Raw genomic sequence first — 16,509 nt, forward strand, 5'->3', positions numbered from 1 at the left:
CGACCTCGCCCCGCCCGGGGCGGGCGGCAAGAAGCACCGAACGGCCCATTGACGTGGCCTGAAAGCCGTCACTACCGTCAGCCGCGAATTTTTTTCACGTTTTGAGGAGACGTGATGAGGGCACTGATCGCGGTGCTCGCGGCGGCGACGGCAGTGCTCGGCACGGCCCCCGCGGCGACGGCGGACGACGTCCGGGCGCACGGCCTGACCGTCCACAACGGCACCTTTGTGGACGGTCACGGCCGTGAGGTCGTGTTGCGGGGCTTCAACGTCGCCGGCGAGGTGAAGCTGGCGGAGAACGGTTTCCTACCCTTCGCCAGCACGGCCGACGCGCAGTCGTCGGCGGCGGCGATGCGCCGGCTTACCGGCGCGAACGCGGTCCGGTTCCTCGTCTCGTGGGCGGGCACGGAGCCCGTCAAGGGTCAGCTGGACACGACGTACCTGGCCAAGCTGACCGACCAGATGCGGGCCTTCCTGGACGCCGGCTTCGAGGTGCTGCCGGACTACCACCAGGACCTCTACTCCCGCTACCTGTTCAACACCGGCAGCTGGTACAGCGGCGACGGCGCGCCGAAGTGGGTGGTGGACCAGGGCCACTACCCGAAGGAGAGCTGCGGCCTCTGTGTCCACTGGGGACAGAACGTGACCCAGAACGGCGCGGTGCAGGACGCCACCACGGACTTCTGGCACAACGCCAACGGCGTGCAGGACGAGTTCGTGAGCCAGGCCACGAAGACCATGCAGTACCTGCACGACCACCTGACGGCCGACGAGTTCGCCGGCGTCGCGGGCATGGACCCGTGGAACGAGCCCTACGCCGGCCGCTACGACAGCAACCAGAACAGCCAGTCCTGGGAGCAGAACCTGCTGTGGCCGTTCTTCCAACGCTTCCGGCAGGCCATGGACACCGCCGGCTGGCAGGACAAGCCGGCCTTCATCGAGCCGAACATGTTCTGGAACGCCAACCTCTCCTTCCAGAAGCAGACCGGCGGCTTCCTCGACACGGGTGCGATCGGCACCCGCTACGTCTTCAACACGCACTTCTACGACGAGCAGGCGCAGTCCGGCGTGTTCATGCCGGGCAAGGCGGGCGACGGCCAGTACTCGAACGACTTCGGCGTGATCCGCGACCGGGCCGCGGCCCTGGGGACGGCGGCGATCGTCACCGAGTTCGGGCATCCGCTGAGCGGCAACACCTCGGACAAGACGCCGACCGTGGACAAGGCGATGTACCAGGCGCTGGACTCCCGGCTGTCGGGCGCGAACTGGTGGAGCCACCCGGCGCAGTCCGGCCCGGTGCTGTCCGGCACGCAGTGGCACTGGGACCTCTACAGCGGCCAGCACCACGAGCTGATGAACGACAACCCGAACAAGGTGCAGACGGCCGCCGACGGCTGGAACGGCGAGGATTACTCGGCCCTGCAAGGCAATCAGCTCCGTCAGGACCCGCGGCTGCTGGACCGGCTGTACCCGGCGGCGGTCGCCGGCCACACGCTGGCGTTCACCTACGAGGACCGGTCCCGTGACGGCAGCCAGGTGCTGACCTGGAACCCGGTGCCGAGCTCGATGCCAGCCACCTCGGCCGTCGTCGGCAGCGGCCGGTACGGGGTGCTGGTGTGGCAGGGTTCCGCCACCGACGCGCCGACGGAGCTGCACGTGCCGGCGGACATGAACGCGGTCGTGGTGTCGGACCTGACGGCGTCGCGTTCCGGTGACCGCCTGCTGCTGCCGGCCACTCCCGGCCTGCACTACGCGCTCGTCGCCGAGACGTCGCCCTCGGACGGCCAACTGGCCGCCGCCCGCGCCGAACTGGCCCGCTGGGCCCCGTCAGCCACCGCCGGGACGGCCTAGAATCGCCGGATGGCCGAGGGCACGCCGCTGGACCGCAAGCTCGGCATCAAGCCGGGGCACGTGGTGACGCTGCGGCACGCCCCGCCCGGCTGGATGTTCCCGGACGTGGAAATGGTCGAGGACGACATCGCCGGGGCAGATGTCGTCCTCGCCTTCTACCGCCGCCACGCCGACCTCGGCGACGACGTCACCGCCCTTGCGTCGGGACTGGCCGTGACGTCGTCGCTGTGGGTCTGCTGGCCCCGCCGCGCCGGTGGGCACCGCAGCGACATCACCGAGAACCTGCTGCGGGAACTGCTGCTGCCGACCGGGCTGGTCGACATCAAGGTCGCCGCGCTGTCGCCGGACTGGTCGGGCCTGAAGTTCGTGTGGCGCAAGGAGCTCAGGACCGGACCTCGTGGTCGCGGTGGCGACCGATGACGGTCGTGTCCTGCTCCCGCTCGGTGATCTCCTGCTGGGTGCTCAGTTGCTGCGCGAGCCGATCCCGCTCGCGGCTGGCGTCGGCCGCCTCGCGCCGCGCGGCCCGGTACTCGGCGCGCATCGCCCGCCGGCGGCGGCCGGCCACCGACACCATCCACACGCCGAGGCAGAACACCAGGCCGATCACGATGCCGCCGATGAAGATCTGAATATCGTTGGCGTTCGTCACGTGCTGTCCGAACGCGGTGATCTCGTGTCCGGGACCGGCGCCGTTGAACGCCACCGCCGCCACCGCGGCGGCGACCGACAGCACGATCAGCACGAGTCCGACGATCATGGCCGTTCACCTCCACTGGGGCCCCTTCCGGGCCGTTGACAGCGGTTACCCGATGCGGGTCGAGTCAAACGCGTCGGCCGAACGGAGCCATCGCGTTTCGGCAGTCGCAGCATCGGCGTGAGCGCTTACCGATAGCCCGTCCGCAGCAGTTCACGAAAACGGGTTTCCGTGGCGTAAAGAGCACGAGGTCAATTCATCCCACCATGGGACAACGGGCCGTTTTCATGTTCGACCGTTCAGTGGGTGCCCGGTTGTTACGACTGCGCTACGGTGAGCCACGCGTGCGATCCAGTCGTGAAAAGTATTGGGAAGGAAACCCATGCTTACTACGATGGCGGCCACCGGTCTGGCATTATCGATGATCATTGCCCCGGTTTCCGCTCCCGCTTCCGCTCCCCCTTCCGGCCCGGTCACCGTCTCCGTCGTCACGGTCAACGGATCCGGGTGTCCCGCCGGGACCACCGCCGTGGCCGTGGCCTCGGACAACACCGCGTTCACCGTCACCTACAGCACCTACCTGGCCCAGGTCGGCCCCCAGTCGGCGCCGACGGACATCCGCAAGAACTGCCAGCTGTCGCTGCGCGTCCACGTGCCGCAGGGCTTCACATATGCGATCGCCGAGGCCGATTACCGCGGCTTCGCCGATCTTGCGTCGGGCGCGACCGGCATGGAACAGGCCAACTATTATTTCCAGGGCACGGCGCCGACGGCGCGCGTCGCTCACAAGTTCTCGGGTCCGTTCTCCAACGACTGGGAGACGACCGACCGGGCCGATACCGCGTCATTGGTCTTCGCGCCCTGTGGTGTCGACCGGAACGTCAATGTCAACACCGAGCTGCGCGTGGCCGCCGGCAGCTCGGACCCCTCGAGCACGAGTTTCATGACGATGGACTCCACCGACGGAAGCATTCACACCACTTATCACTTCGCCTGGAAGGAATGTTGATCTCTTCCCGGTTCGGTGGCGTCCCCCCGGCGCCACCGACTCCCTGACGGCCAGGCCTTGCGGGCGCCCACCGCACGCGGTGCCCGCAGCGCCGCCAGGCACACCGCGTCCCGGTTCCAGCCGCCGACCGGGCGCCGGTGCGTCAGGCCGGCACCAGTCCGAACCAGCGGGACAGCGCCGCCGCCAGCGGCCCCGGCTCGGCCCGGCCGTCGCCCGTGACCAGCCAGGCGACGTAGCCGTCGGGCCGGATCAGCATCGCCCCGACCGGCGCCTCGTCCAGCGGCTCCGCCCTGAGGACGTCGATCCGGTCCAGCGGTGGATGATCCACGACACCGAAGTCCAGCAGCACGCCGCGGCCGCCGTGCAGCAGCTTGGCCACACTGGTGGGGCGGCCGTCGATTGCGACCGCGATGTTCGGGGCCATCCGTCCCAGCCACGGATGTGTGGCGAATTCACCGATCTCGTAACGCGTTTCCACACCGGTGGCGAGTTCCGCCAGATATTTGCCGACGCCGTCGAGTTCGCTCAGTTCGGCGAACAGTTCACGCAGCGGGCCGACCTCGTCGCCACCGAGCAACGCCTGTGCCTGCGTATGGAGCAGGACACGCGCACCGGCCGCATGCCGCTCGGAGTGGTACGTGTCGAGCAGTTCCGGCGACGCCCAGCCCTGCACGGCGGCGGCCAGCTTCCAGCCGAGGTTCATCGCGTCGGCGATGGCCAGGTTGACGCCCTGCGCGCCGGCCGGCGGGTGGATGTGCGCGGCGTCGCCGGCGAGCAGCACCCGTCCGCTGCGGTACCGCGCCGCCTGCCGGGTGGCGTTGCCGAACCTGGTGAGCCAGCGGGGATTCGCCAACTCGACGTGCCGACCCAGCGCTTCGTCCACAGTGGAATTGAGGATCTCCAGCGTGATCGGCTCCGTGCGGTCGAAGTCCGGATCCGCGACCACGACGCGGAGGTAGCCAGGACGCGGGATCACGAACACGCCGCCGTGCAGGCCGGGGGCGATGTCCGCCTCGACGTCGCCGAGCATGACGTAGCGGGTGTTCGGCGTGCCCGGGAAGTCGATGCCGGCGATCTTGCGCACCGCGCTGCGACTGCCGTCGCAGCCGACGAGATACTTCGCGCGGATCCCGCCGTCGACGGTGACGCCGTCCTCGTCCTGGGTGAAGGTGGTCAGACCCTGGCCGCGGCGGATGTCCACGCCGAGCTCGGCGGCGCGGTCCTCCAGGATCTCCTCGACGCGGGTCTGCGCGATGCCGAGCGTGTACGGGTGGTCCCAGCCCAGGTTGCCGATGTCCAGCGGCGCCGGCAGCCCGCCGAAGAAGGTCGACGGCACCTTGAGCCCCTCGGCGATGAACCGGTCGGCGATGCCGCGCCGGTCGAACGCGTCCAGGCTGCGCGCGTTCAGGTTGAAGCCACGGCAGAATCCGGGCCGTTGCGGCTCCCGTTCCAGCAGGATCGTGCTGACGCCCGCGGTCGCCAGCTCGCAGGCGAGCGTCAGTCCGGCCGGCCCCGCGCCGGCGATCACCACATCGGTGTGCATCAGTACTCCCCCGGTTTCGGCCACGTGATCGTGCCCTCGGTCATCTCGGCCGCGGTGCGCCGCAGCCACTCCACCTCCGCGCGGCGGATCGCCTGCGCGTACTCCACCTCGATCATGAACAGCCGCGGCACGTGCACGGCTTCCACGTACTCGTCGGTCTCCTCGATCGACTTGGCCAGCCGCTCGGCGCGTTCGGTGAGCGCGTCGACCGCGCCCTCCACGCCGAGCACACCGACGTAGCTGACCGCGGCGACGAACTTCGGGTACTCGTTGACCGGAACCCGGATCAGCTCGTCGATCCACTTCTGGAACTCGGCCAGCCCCAGCTCGGTGTGCTCGTAGACGGTGCGTTCCGGCCGGTTGCCGTCCCGCCCGGTCTCCACCGCGCGGATCCAGCCGTCCCGCTCCAGCCCCTCCACCACGTCGTACAGCGAGCCGGTGGTGACCTTGAAACTGGTCCCCTTGTTGCGCCGGCGCAACGTCTGGGCCATCTCGTACGGGTGGGACGGCTGCTCCATCAGCAGGCCCAGCACGGCGAGCGCCAGCGTGTTGCGGCTTCTCCTGGCCACAGCGACTCCTCGGATCCGACTACTCGAATCCGACTATATGGGTGCTGTCAACTCAGAGCACGGTCAGGCCGGTCACCCGCCACGTCGCTCCGTCTCGGTGCGCGACCACCCTGAGCTGGGCGGACGTCGATGTGTTGCCGTTGTCCGGAGTCCGCACGGCCTGCTGGTCGAGGAACACCAGCAGCGTCGCGTCGTCATCCGCGAGTTCCCGGACCGCGACCGCCCGGACGGTGCTGACCAGCACCAGCTTCTGCTCGGCCGCCTGCGTGCGGACCTTGTCGAACAGTTGCTCGTACTCCCGCATCGCGTCCCCGACGAGAACCTTCTGCGCCGCCTTGGCGGTGCGGGCGGTGTCGGTGTAGTCATAGGAGAACGAGTTCTCGATCGCCGTCTTGACCTGCGCCTCGACCTGGCTCGTGGTGTCCGTGTCGACCAGCGCGGTGTTGGTCATCGGCGGCGCCTGGTCGACCAGGAACCAGACCGTGGCGGCCATGGCGGCCACGATGATCGCCAGTGACGTCCTCATTCGATCACCTGCACGGTGCCGGTCTTCCAGCCGTCCTCGGTACGGGACAGCACGGCGTCGACGCGGCCCTTCCGTACGGACGACTGACCGTCAGCCTGGCTGATCGTCACCTCAACTGCGACGAGCACGGCCGCCGTGCCGGCACGAGTGTCCAATGTGCTCACTGCTGCGTCGACAATCCTGGCCGTGGACACGGTTTTCTGCGCCTTGGTCGAGTTGACGTCGCTGTCGTGCTGGCTGGTCAGCTGGGTCAGCAGGTTGCCGGTGGTGACGCGCTGCCACTGCGTGAGGTCGTCCTCGGCCTTGCGGTAGTCGACCGTGTTCAGCGTCTTGATCTGGTCGGATGCCGTGGCCAGCACCAGGTCCCGGGTCTGCCCGTACGTCACGTCGTCGGAATGCGAGGACTGCCACCAGGTCCAGCCCGCCCAGCCGGCTCCGAGCACCGCCAGCAGCGCGATCACCGCCACGAGCCGGTTCATCCCGGCAGTCCCAGCAGCTGCGCCATGTTCGTCGGCGACGCCGTGGTTTTCGTGGTGCCGAGCGCGCCGGGCAGGCGGGGAGTGTTGCCGCGCGGGACGTTCTGCGAGCCGCGGACGTCGATCGGGCTGTTCGGCGGCTCCGCGCAGTAGGCCTGGGCGTTCGCCGCCTTCGGCGCCGTGTTGTTCGCCGGGCGTTCCTGGGTCGTCTCGTAGCCCTTGGTGCAGGGGAACGGGTCGAAGAAGTTCAGCACCAGCCCCAGGTGCCCGGTTCCGTCCGGCGACAGGCCGGGCGTGAACGCCGTGATCACCGGGTACGCCACCAACAGCTCCTCGATCCCGGCCGTCCGTGTCGAGGTGATCGCCGTTGTGGTGTACAGGTTCGCCAGCACCACACTGAGATTCCGGCCCGAGGCCCGCAGAATGTCGTCCACCGGCTGCGCCGCCGCCGGCGCCGCGCCGATCAACGCCCGGATGTCGGGATCCGACCCCTTCAGCTGCGCCGCCACCAGGTTCAGCGACTTCGCGAACGCAGTGATGTCGGCGGCGTCGCGGTTCTGCGTGTCCAGCACCGTCTTGCCGTCGGCCAGCAGCGACTTGGTCTGTGGCAGATTCTTCGCCGCCTCCGTGGTCAGACTGTGGCTGGCGTCCAACAACCGCTGCAGATCCAGCCCCGTCCCCGCGAACGTCTTGTCCAGCTCGTCGACCACGACCTTGAGCTTGTCCGCCGGCACGCTGCGCACCAGCGCGTCCAGATTGGACAGCACCTCGTCCGGGCTCGGCGGCAAGGAGGTCCGGTCCTGCGGGATCACCGATCCCTGACTCAGGTACGGCCCCTTGTCGTCCGCCGGCTCCAGATCGATGTACTGCTCCCCCACCGCCGACCGGTTCGCCACCACCGCCTTGGCGCTGGCCGGAATCGCCGGCGCCGACGCGTCGATCGTCAGCAACGCCCGAACGCCGGTGTCGGAGAGCTTCAGCTGGTTCACGCGGCCGACCGTCACGCCCCGGTACGACACCTCGGCGTTCGGGAACACCCCGCCGGAATCGCTGAGCTGCACGGCGATCTGGTAGCCGGGCGTCTGCAGGAACCGGTAGAGGCCGACGATGCCGACCAGTGCGACGACGAGGAAGACAGCCAGCTGGATGCGAAGCCTCACCGCCCACCCCCGATCAGCGGCCACCGGCGAGGCATTCGGCGCAGACGCACCCTCATCCCCCACCTCCGATGATCGGCGACTGCGGGCCCAGCAGCGCGCTCAGGTCCAGGTTGAACCGGATGTCCGAGTTGAAGTAGTCGCCCTTCACGTCGTTGGCCGCGTAGTCGCTGAACGGATACGTCGCCAGGTACTCGAGCGCGGTCGGCAGCTTCGCGCCGGTCTCGGCCAGCTTCTGCAGCACCGGCTGCAACTGCCGGAGATCGCCGACGAGGTCGTCGCGGCTGCGGTTGATCGTGTCGACCGCCACCGAGGACAGGTTGTCCAGCGCGTTGAGCATGCTCGTCAGCTCGTCGCGTTGCTGCGTCACCACCTGCAACCCCGGCCCCAGGTGATCGAGCGCGGTCGCGATGTCGTCCCGCTGACCGGCCAGGGTCGTGGTCAGGCGGTTCATCGCGTCGATGGCCTTGACGATGCTGTCCTTCTGCCCGTCGAGGTCCCGCACCAGATTGTCCACTTGCGACAGGAAGGACCGGATCTGCGGCTCGTTCCCGGTCATGGCCGCATTGAGCTCCTTGACGATGTTCTGGACCTGCCCGATGTCGCCCCCGTTGAGCAACAGCGACAGCGCGCCCAGCACCTCCTCGATCTCGGGGCTCCGGCCGGTGCGGTCCTTGGTGATCACGGAGCCGTCGGTGAGCTGGCCGCTGGGCTGCGGCGGGGCCGTCAGTTCCACGTACTTCTCGCCCAGCAGGCTCGACTGCCCCACTCGTGCCCCCGAGTTGGCCGGCAGCCGTACCGAACCGTTGATCAGCACGCTCACCAGTGCGGTCTTGTTGTCGGCGGCGAGGTCGATGCGATCCACTCGGCCCACGGGGACGTCGTCGACCTTGACGCTGGACTGCGGGACCAGGTCGAGGACGTCCGCGAACTGGACGGTCAGGTGGTAGGGGTGGTCGCCGAGGTCGGCGCCGCCCGGAAGGGGCGTGTCGTAGAGGCTGCAGCCGGTGAGGAGAAGAACGGGAACGATCGCGAGGAGGCGTTTCATTTCCCTCCCCCCAACAAAGGCAGTGGCAGCGGCGGCAGCTTTCCCTGTTGCAGCGCCGCCAACACCTGCGCGGCCGATGGCAGGTGCAGGGTTCCGTCCAGCAACGGTGCGATCTGTTTGCAGAGGTCGGCGAGGGTGGCGGGGATCTGGGTGGGGGTGCTGCGCTGCAGGAGCTGGCAGACCATCATCACGGGTGGATAGGTGAGCTCGTTGATGTTGCCGCGAACGGCGATGGAGCCGGACTTGGCGTCGTAGGCGTTGACGAAGTTGGTGGCGGCGGTGGGGGCCACGTCGAGGACCTCGGCGAGGGCGGCGCGCTGGTCGACGAGGGTCTTGGTGATGGCGGCCAGGTTGTCCACGTTGGTCTGGATGAGGCCCTTGTTGTCGGTGAGGAACTTCTGCACCTTGGTCAGGGCGGCCGCCAGCGACGACACGGCAGCGCCGAGCTGTTGCCGGTTGTCGGCGAGGAAGCCGGTCGTGTCGGAGAGGCGGCCGGTGAGGTCGTGGACCTGCTGGTCACTGCCGGCGAGGGTGGAGGTGATCTTGCTGAGGTTGGTGACGGTACCGAAGAGGTCGCCCTTGGAGCCGTCGAGGGCCGTGGCAGCGGCGCTGAGTTGCTTGACGGTGTTGTTCAGGGCATCGCCGGTGCCGGAAAGGTTCGCGGCCGCGGAGTTGATGACGTTGGACAGGGCGCCGTTCTTGTTCGCGCCTGAGGGGCCCAGGGCCTGGCTGAGCTGGTCGACGCTGGTGAAGAGCTGGTCCAACTCGACGGGGCTCGCGGTGCGGTCACGGGAGAGCGTGGAGTTGGACGGCAGTTGCGGGCCGCCGTCGTAGGCCGGGGTGAGTTGGACGTAACGGTCGCTGACCAGGCTGGGCGCGATCACGACGGCGTGTACGTCGGCGGGGATCTGCACGTCACGGTCCACAGTGAACTGGACCTTCACCTGCCCGCCGACCGGCGTCACGGAGTCGATGCTGCCGACCTTGACGCCGAGCACCCGCACGGCCGAGCCGGCGTAGAGGCCGATGGTCTTGTCGAAGTACGCGGTGACGACCGTGCCGGACGTCGGGGCCAGCCACAGGAAACCACTGGCCAGCACCAGGGCGGCGACGCAAGCGATGGCGAGTAGCCGAGTCATTTCGACCCCAGGCTCGGGTCGGCCAGCGGCGTCGAGCAGCCGCCGGGATTGAACTCCAGGCCGGCCGTGGTCTGCGCCGGCGGCAGCAGACCGCAGATGTAGCCGTCGAACCAGCGGCCGGTGCCGATGGTGTTGTTGAAGACCCGGACGAACGGCGCCAGCGACGCCAGGGCCTGGTTGAGGTTGTCCTGGTTTCGGGCCAACACGGCGGTGACCTCGTCGAGCTGGTTCAGGGCCGGCTGCAACTGGTTCTGGTTGTCGGTGACCAGCCCGCTCAGTTGCCTGGCCAGCTCCTGCGTGCCGGTGAGCAGCTGGGCGATGGCCTGCTTGCGTTGCTGCACCACGCCGAGCAGCAGGTTGCCGTCGTCGAGCAGCTTGCTGATCTCGGCGTCCCGGGAGGAGACGGTGGCGCTCAACTGGTTGGTGCCGGCCAACATTCCGGCGATCTGATCGTCACGAGAGGCGATGGTCGTGGACAGTGACGACAGGCCGGACGCGGCCTGCTTCAACGGTTCCGGGGTGTCCTTCAACGCGTCGGAGATCACCTGGAAGCTGGCGGCGAGCTGGTTCGGGTCGATCTGGCCGACCGTGCTGCCGAGCTGGTTGATCGCGTCGGTGACGTCGAACGGCGACATCGTGCGGGACCGGGGAATGGTCTGCCGTGGATCCTGCGCCTGGGTGCCGTCCGGTCGCAGCGCGAGGTACTTGTCACCGAGCACGGTCCGGATCTGGATCGAGGCGCTCGTCCGGTCACCGAGGAACACGTCGCTGACCCGGAACTCGACCAGAACCTTGTTGCCCGCCAACGACACCCGCCGCACCTGCCCGACCTTCACGCCGGCCACGCTGACCTCGTTGCCGGCGACCAGCCCGGCCGACTCGCCGAAGTAGGCGGAGTACGTCGTGCCGCCGCCGATGATCGGCAGGTCGTCGGCGTTGAAGGCGGCCAGCACGCCGAGCGCCAGCACCACCACCGTGACCAACCCGACCAGCGCTTCCCGTCTCATGGGCCACACCTCGCCGGCATCTGGGACACCGGGAACGGCACGATCGGCACCGACACGCCCAGCGAGCCGACGCTGATCGTGCCGGACAGCCGGCACAGGTAGTAGTTGAACCAGCCGCCGTAGCTGGCGGTCCGGGTGAACGCCTGCAGGTCGCCGGGCAGCTTCTTGAGGAAGGCGTCCAGCGTCGGGTCGGCCTGGTTGAGCAGCGAGGACACCTGCCCGAGGCTGCCGATGTCCTGCTGCAGCGACGGCCTGGCCTGCGCCAGCAGCCCTGAGGTGGCGGCGGTCAGCCCGTCCAGCGCGGTGATCGCGTCGGCGATCGGCTGGCGGTCGGCCGACAGCCCGCTGACCAGCTGCTGCACGGTCGAGATCAGGCTCGACAGCTCGTTGCCGCGGCCGTTGATGGTGGCCAGCACGGCGGACAGGTTGTCGATCACCTGCCCGATCACCTTGTCCCGGCCGGCGATGGCCGAGGTGATCGAGGCGGTGTGCGCGAGCAGGTCGCTGACCGTGCCGCCTTCTCCTTGCAGCACCTGGATGATCTCGTACGACAGCTGGTTGACGTCCTTCGGCGACAGCGCCTGGAACAGCGGCTTGAACCCGTTGAACAACGCGGTCAGGTTCAGCGCCGGCTGGGTGCGGCTCAGCGGGATGGTGGTTCCCGGCTGCAGTATCGCGTTCGGGTCGCCGACGTCGGTGCCGAGCGAGATGTACCGCTGCCCCACCAGGTTCCGGTACTTGATGGTGGCGGTGGTGGCCCCGGGCAGCTTGCGGTCGGCGGCCAGGGCGAACGTCACCTCGGCATTCTTGTTGTCCACCAACGCGATGTCGTCGACCTGTCCGATCCGGACACCGGCCACGCGGACGTCGTCGCCCTTGTTCAGGCCGCTGACGTCGGAGAAGATCGCGTGGTACTCGGCGGTGTCGCCGAGGCTGGCGTTGACTATGGTGGCCGCCAGCATGCCGGTGAGCAGCACGGTGACCACGGTGAAGAGGGTGATCTTCACGCCGGCGCCGAGGGTGGACTTCACTTCAGCGTCACCTCCGAGCCGCGCAGCAGCGGGCCGACCAGCAGCGCGCTCCAGCCGGGGGCGTCCTGCGGCATCACGCCGAGTTGCGGCGCTTCCAGGAGATTGAGGAGTTGCTGCTCGGCGGGCGACCCGGCGGCGGAGCTGGTGGCAGTATGGGCGGAGCCGGCAGCCGGGTCGGCGCCGGGGTGGGTGGAGCCGTCCTGGATGGGACCACCGGGCGGGTACTGCGGGAACAGGTTGCCGGGGCTGGCCTTCGGGTAACACCGGGGCCCGCGGGTGTCCAGGTACTTCGGGGTGTCCACGCCCGGCTTGTACGCGCCGCGGCTGGCGGTGATCGACAGCGTGAACTTGCCCATCTCGGGGTGGTCGGTTCCCTTGCCGAAAGTGAAGTCGGCGTTGGCCAGCTGGTCGGCGAGCTGCCCCAGCACGCACGGGTACTCCGGCGCGTACTTGGCCAGCACGGCCAGGGTCGGCGCGGCCGAGGCGGCGAGGCCGATCACGTTGGCCCGGTTGACCCGCAGGAAACTGTCCAGGTCGACGGCCGTGGTCGTGACGACGGAGAACAGCGTGTCCAGCTGCGTCCGCTGGTCGACGAGGGTCCGGCTGGTCGTGGTGAGATCGGCCAGCGCGTGCAGGAAGTCCGGCGCGGCCGTCGAATACGTGTCGGCGACGTGCGACAACGCGGCCAGATCGGCGTTCAGGTCCGGCAGCGACGGTGCCAACTGCCGCAGGTACGAGTCGGCCTGCGTCAGCACCTCGCCGAGTTGCTTGCCCCGGCCGTCCAATGCCTGCGACAGTGCAGTCAACGTGGCGGCGAGCTTCTGCGGCTGCACGGCCTGCAGCACCGGCATCAGGTCGTCCAGCACCTTGCTGATCTCGATCGCCGAGCTGCTCCGGTCCTGCCCGATCACCGCCCCTGCCTCGATCGGCGCCGCCGGCCGCGTCGGAACCTGCAGCGCCACATAGCGTTCGCCGAACAACGTCTTCGGCAGCAGCCGGGCCGACACGTTGCCCGGCACCTGGTCGACCAGATCCGGTTGCAGCGCAAGGTCGAGGGACGCCACGCCGCCGTCGGTGCCGACGGACCGCACCTCGCCGACCACCACGCCCCGGACCTTCACGTCCGCGCCGGGGGTGAGCTGGTTGCCGACCGAGTCGGTCTTCAGGGTCACGTGCACGGCCGGCTCGAACGCCTTCTCGTAGACGGCCACCGTGAACGCCAGGAAGGCCACGATGACCACCAGGAAGGCCGCGCCGAGCACGTGATACCGGTTCATCCGGCGATCCGCACCGTCGTGGACGATCCCCAGATCGCCAGGCTGAGGAAGAAGTCCAGCACCGTCTGCGACACCAGCGCCGCCCGCACCGCACGGCCGACCGCGACGCCGACCCCGGCCGGCCCACCGGTGGCGGTGTAGCCGTAGTAGCAGTGCACGAGGATCACCACGACGCTGAACACCATCACCTTGCCGAACGACCACAGCACGTCGACGGGTGGCAGGAACAGCGCGAAGTAGTGGTCGTAGGTGCCGGCGGACTGCCCGTAGAACAGCACCGTGATCTCGCGGGAGGCCAGGTAGGAGCAGAGCAGACCGATCACGTACAACGGGATGACCGCGGCGACACCGGCGAGCATCCGCGTGGTGACCAGGTACGGCAGGCTCGGCACGCCCATCACCTCCAGCGCGTCGACCTCCTCGGAGATCCGCATCGCGCCGAGCTGGGCGGTGAACCCGCAGCCGACCGTGGCCGACAACGCCAGGCCGGCCGACAGCGGCGCGACCTCGCGGGTGTCGAAGTACGCCGAGATGAAGCCGGTCAGCGCCGAGGTGCCGAGCTGGTTCAGCGCCGAATAGCCCTGCAGGCCGACGACCGTGCCGGTGAACAGGGTCATGCCGATCATCACGCCGAGCGTGCCGCCGATGACCGCCAGCGCCCCGCTGCCGAAACTGACCTCGCCGAGCAGCCGCAGCACCTCGCGCGGGTAGCGGCGGATCGCCTGCGGCGCCCATGCGATCGTCCGGCCGTAGAACGCCATCTGCCGGCCGAGCTGCTCCAACTGCATTGCGGGGGCGGTCATCACATGCCCTTCGGCGGGACCAGCTGCAGGTAGATGCCGGTCAGCACCACGTTCACCAGGAACAACAACAGGAACGTGATGACCACGGCCTGGTTCACCGCGTCGCCGACGCCCTTCGGCCCGGCCGACGGGTTCAGGCCCCGGTACGCGGCCACCACACCCGCGATGAAGCCGTAGATCACCGCCTTGAGCTCGCTGATCATCAGGTCCGGCAGCTGGGCCAGGGCGTTGAAGCTGGCCAGGTACGCGCCCGGCGTGCCGCCCTGCATGATCACGTTGAAGAAGTAGCCGCCCAGCACGCCGACCACGCTGACCAGGCCGTTGAGCAGGATCGACACGAACATCGCGGCCAGCACCCGGGGCACGATCAGCCGCTGCACCGGCGGCACGCCCAGCACCCGCATGGCGTCGATCTCCTCGCGGATGGTGCGCGCGCCCACGTCGGCGCACATCGCCGAGCCGCCCGCGCCGGCCACCAGCAGCGCCGTGATCAGCGGGCTGGCCTGCTGGATGATCGCCAGCGCGCTGGCCGCGCCGGTGAACGACTGCGCGCCGATCTGCTTGGTCAGCGAGCCCAGGTGCAGCGAGATGACCGCGCCGAACGGGATCGCCACCATCGCCGTGGGCAGGATGGTGACGCTGGCGAAGAACCAGGACTGCCGGATCAGCTCCCGCCACTGGAACGGCCGCTGCGGCACCGCCCGCACGACGTCCCAGCCCAGCAGGGAGATCCGCCCGACCTGGCGGAACGCGACGATCACGACGGCGCCAGCGCGTGCGTGGCGGCGGCCCCGCCGTCGACGGAGAACTCTCCGCCGGTGCAGTAGGAGCTCTCGTCGCTGGCCAGGAACAGCACCACGTTGGCGACCTCGTCGGGCCGGCCGGCGCGCCGGATGGCCAGCTTCTTCAGCACGGGCGTCATGTCGACGGCGTGGCCGCCCAACGCGTCCTTCACCATGTCGGTGTCGATCGCGCCGGGATGCACGGAGTTGACGCGGATGTCGTGCCGGCCCAGCTCCACCGCCGCCACCTTGGTCATGCCGCGGATGGCGAACTTGGACGCCGAATACGCCACCAGCAACGGCATCGCGGCCAGCCCCTCCACGGAGGACACGTTCACGATGGAGCCGCCGTGGTCCTTCATCAGCGGCACCGCCGAGCGCATGCCCAGGAAGGTGCCGATCTGGTTGATCCGGATCACGCGTTCGTAGTCGGCCAGCGTGGTCTGCGGCAGCGGCGCGAAGTGCAGCACGCCGGCGTTGTTCACCAGCACGTCCAGCCGTTCCAGCGAACCGGTGAGCTCGGCCCACTCCGTTTCCGAGCTGACGTCGAGGTGCCGGTAGTCGGCGGCGTCGCCGAGTTCGTCGGCCAGCGCCTTGCCGGCGTCGTCGTTGACGTCCGCGATGATCACCCGCGCGCCCTCGGCGACGAACCGCCGGGCCGCGGCCGCGCCCTGTCCCCGGGCCGCCCCGGTGATCAGCGCGATCTTGTCGTCGAGCCGTCCCATCCCGGTCTCCCTAGCTCAGGGTCAGAACTTCGGTGCAGGCGAAGGTGCGGGCCGGGTCACGCTCGGCGAAGTAGCCGCCGACCGCGGCCCAGTCGCCGTCGGCCGCGCGGAAGGTCTGCTCGACGGCCGGGGCGGCGATCAGCGCCACCATGCCGCCGTGCACGACGAACAACTGACCGCTGATGTGGTCGGCCGCCGGGGACGCGAGGTAGGCGACGAACGGGGCGACGTGGTGCGGGGAAAGGGGATCGTCGCCGGCCGGCGCCGGGCCGAAGACATCGGACGTCATGGCCGTACGGGCGCGGGGGCAGATCGCGTTGGCCTTGACGCCGTAGCGGGCCATGCCGCGGGAGGTCGCCACGGTCAGCGCGACGATGCCGGCCTTCGCGGCGGCGTAGTTGGGCTGTCCCTCGGAGCCGAGCAGGAATGCCTCCGAGGAAGTGTTGACCACCCGGCCGTACACCGGCTTGCCGTCCTGTTTGGACTGCTGCCGCCAATACGCCGATGCGTTGCGGGACAACAGGAAGTGGCCGCGCAGGTGCACACGGATCACGGTGTCCCACTCCTCGTCGGACATGTTGAACAACATCCGGTCGCGCAGCACGCCGGCGTTGTTCACCACGATGTGCAAGCCACCCAGGCCTTCCACCGCCGCCTGCACCAGCGCGTCGGCGGTCGACCGCTCGGCCACGTCGCCCGGCACGATCTCCGCCTTGCCACCCAACGCCTCGATCTCGGCCAGCACAGCGGATGCGTCGGCGACATCGCCGAGCACCACCGACGCGCCGGCCGCGGCCAGCGCGAGCGCCTCGGCCCGCCCGAGCCCGGCGGCCGCGCCGGTGACGATCGCGACCTTGCCCTCCAGGTCCACT

At 69.1% G+C, this 16,509-nt stretch carries 18 protein-coding genes; 3 read left to right on the forward strand and 15 right to left on the reverse strand.

Translation table 11 applies throughout. From position 1 onward, the window contains the following. Positions 1-114: 114 nt before the first annotated feature. Together BJ998_RS01185 and BJ998_RS01190 are read left to right on the forward strand one after the other, a co-directional pair. Entirely contained in the window at positions 115-1,851 is a 1,737-nt protein-coding gene (locus BJ998_RS01185) for a glycoside hydrolase family 5 protein (protein WP_184857672.1), read from the forward strand. A 9-nt stretch (positions 1,852-1,860) separates the two neighbouring features. Then, positions 1,861-2,271 carry a DUF3052 family protein gene (locus tag BJ998_RS01190; RefSeq protein ID WP_184857674.1) on the forward strand — a complete coding sequence of 137 codons (411 nt, stop codon included), beginning with the start codon at positions 1,861-1,863 and terminating at the stop codon, positions 2,269-2,271. Here BJ998_RS01190 and BJ998_RS01195 read toward each other — a convergent pair. Then, positions 2,234-2,608, reverse strand: a complete 375-nt coding sequence (locus tag BJ998_RS01195) for a hypothetical protein (RefSeq protein WP_184857676.1) — start codon at positions 2,606-2,608, stop codon at positions 2,234-2,236. The two genes, BJ998_RS01190 and BJ998_RS01195, sit on opposite strands and share 38 nt — an antisense overlap. Positions 2,609-2,927: 319 nt before the next feature. Here BJ998_RS01195 and BJ998_RS01200 point away from each other — a divergent pair, with 319 nt between their 5' ends. Next, the gene (locus BJ998_RS01200; RefSeq protein ID WP_184868339.1) at positions 2,928-3,554 is read left to right on the forward strand and encodes a DUF4360 domain-containing protein; all 627 of its coding nucleotides are present in this window, start codon (positions 2,928-2,930) and stop codon (positions 3,552-3,554) included. Between the two features lie 142 nt (positions 3,555-3,696). On the opposite strand, the gene BJ998_RS01205 is transcribed toward BJ998_RS01200, so the two are convergent. From BJ998_RS01205 to BJ998_RS01270, 14 genes are read right to left on the reverse strand one after another with little or no spacing between them, the layout of a single operon-like run. Beyond that, positions 3,697-5,097 (reverse strand): FAD-dependent monooxygenase, encoded by a 1,401-nt coding sequence (locus tag BJ998_RS01205; protein WP_184857678.1) that lies wholly within the window; start codon positions 5,095-5,097, stop codon positions 3,697-3,699. After that, on the reverse strand, positions 5,097-5,666 hold the full coding sequence (locus tag BJ998_RS01210) for a PadR family transcriptional regulator (protein WP_312889866.1): 570 nt from the start codon (positions 5,664-5,666) through the stop codon (positions 5,097-5,099). Before BJ998_RS01210 ends, BJ998_RS01205 begins: the two co-directional genes overlap by 1 nt. 52 nt (positions 5,667-5,718) lie before the next feature. Further along, positions 5,719-6,192, reverse strand: a complete 474-nt coding sequence (locus tag BJ998_RS01215; protein WP_184857680.1) for a hypothetical protein — start codon at positions 6,190-6,192, stop codon at positions 5,719-5,721. Continuing rightward, on the reverse strand, positions 6,189-6,671 hold the full coding sequence (locus BJ998_RS01220; protein ID WP_184857682.1) for a hypothetical protein: 483 nt from the start codon (positions 6,669-6,671) through the stop codon (positions 6,189-6,191). Before BJ998_RS01220 ends, BJ998_RS01215 begins: the two co-directional genes overlap by 4 nt. Then, positions 6,668-7,828 (reverse strand): MCE family protein, encoded by a 1,161-nt coding sequence (locus tag BJ998_RS01225; protein ID WP_184857684.1) that lies wholly within the window; start codon positions 7,826-7,828, stop codon positions 6,668-6,670. The genes BJ998_RS01220 and BJ998_RS01225 overlap by 4 nt, the downstream gene beginning before the upstream one ends. Before the next feature lie 52 nt (positions 7,829-7,880). Then, positions 7,881-8,873, reverse strand: coding sequence for an MCE family protein (locus BJ998_RS01230; protein ID WP_184857686.1), 993 nt, complete (start codon positions 8,871-8,873; stop codon positions 7,881-7,883). Further along, entirely contained in the window at positions 8,870-10,012 is a 1,143-nt protein-coding gene (locus tag BJ998_RS01235) for an MCE family protein (protein WP_184857687.1), read from the reverse strand. The genes BJ998_RS01230 and BJ998_RS01235 overlap by 4 nt, the downstream gene beginning before the upstream one ends. Further along, positions 10,009-11,019 carry an MCE family protein gene (locus tag BJ998_RS01240; RefSeq protein WP_184857689.1) on the reverse strand — a complete coding sequence of 337 codons (1,011 nt, stop codon included), beginning with the start codon at positions 11,017-11,019 and terminating at the stop codon, positions 10,009-10,011. The genes BJ998_RS01235 and BJ998_RS01240 overlap by 4 nt, the downstream gene beginning before the upstream one ends. Further along, positions 11,016-12,050 (reverse strand): MCE family protein, encoded by a 1,035-nt coding sequence (locus BJ998_RS01245; RefSeq protein ID WP_184857691.1) that lies wholly within the window; start codon positions 12,048-12,050, stop codon positions 11,016-11,018. The genes BJ998_RS01240 and BJ998_RS01245 overlap by 4 nt, the downstream gene beginning before the upstream one ends. Next, the gene (locus BJ998_RS01250) at positions 12,047-13,327 is read right to left on the reverse strand and encodes an MCE family protein (RefSeq protein ID WP_184857693.1); all 1,281 of its coding nucleotides are present in this window, start codon (positions 13,325-13,327) and stop codon (positions 12,047-12,049) included. Before BJ998_RS01250 ends, BJ998_RS01245 begins: the two co-directional genes overlap by 4 nt. Next, a complete protein-coding gene (locus tag BJ998_RS01255) occupies positions 13,324-14,130 on the reverse strand; it encodes an MlaE family ABC transporter permease (protein WP_184857695.1) in 807 nt (268 codons plus the stop codon). The genes BJ998_RS01250 and BJ998_RS01255 overlap by 4 nt, the downstream gene beginning before the upstream one ends. Then, positions 14,130-14,891, reverse strand: coding sequence for an MlaE family ABC transporter permease (locus BJ998_RS01260; RefSeq protein WP_184857697.1), 762 nt, complete (start codon positions 14,889-14,891; stop codon positions 14,130-14,132). The genes BJ998_RS01255 and BJ998_RS01260 overlap by 1 nt, the downstream gene beginning before the upstream one ends. Next, on the reverse strand, positions 14,888-15,637 hold the full coding sequence (locus tag BJ998_RS01265; protein WP_184857699.1) for a glucose 1-dehydrogenase: 750 nt from the start codon (positions 15,635-15,637) through the stop codon (positions 14,888-14,890). The genes BJ998_RS01260 and BJ998_RS01265 overlap by 4 nt, the downstream gene beginning before the upstream one ends. 10 nt (positions 15,638-15,647) lie before the next feature. Next, complete coding sequence (locus BJ998_RS01270) at positions 15,648-16,508, reverse strand: 3-oxoacyl-ACP reductase (protein ID WP_184868341.1); 861 nt, start codon at positions 16,506-16,508, stop codon at positions 15,648-15,650. Position 16,509: the final 1 nt, after the last annotated feature.

The organism is Kutzneria kofuensis (assembly GCF_014203355.1).
GTDB classification, from domain to species: domain Bacteria; phylum Actinomycetota; class Actinomycetes; order Mycobacteriales; family Pseudonocardiaceae; genus Kutzneria; species Kutzneria kofuensis.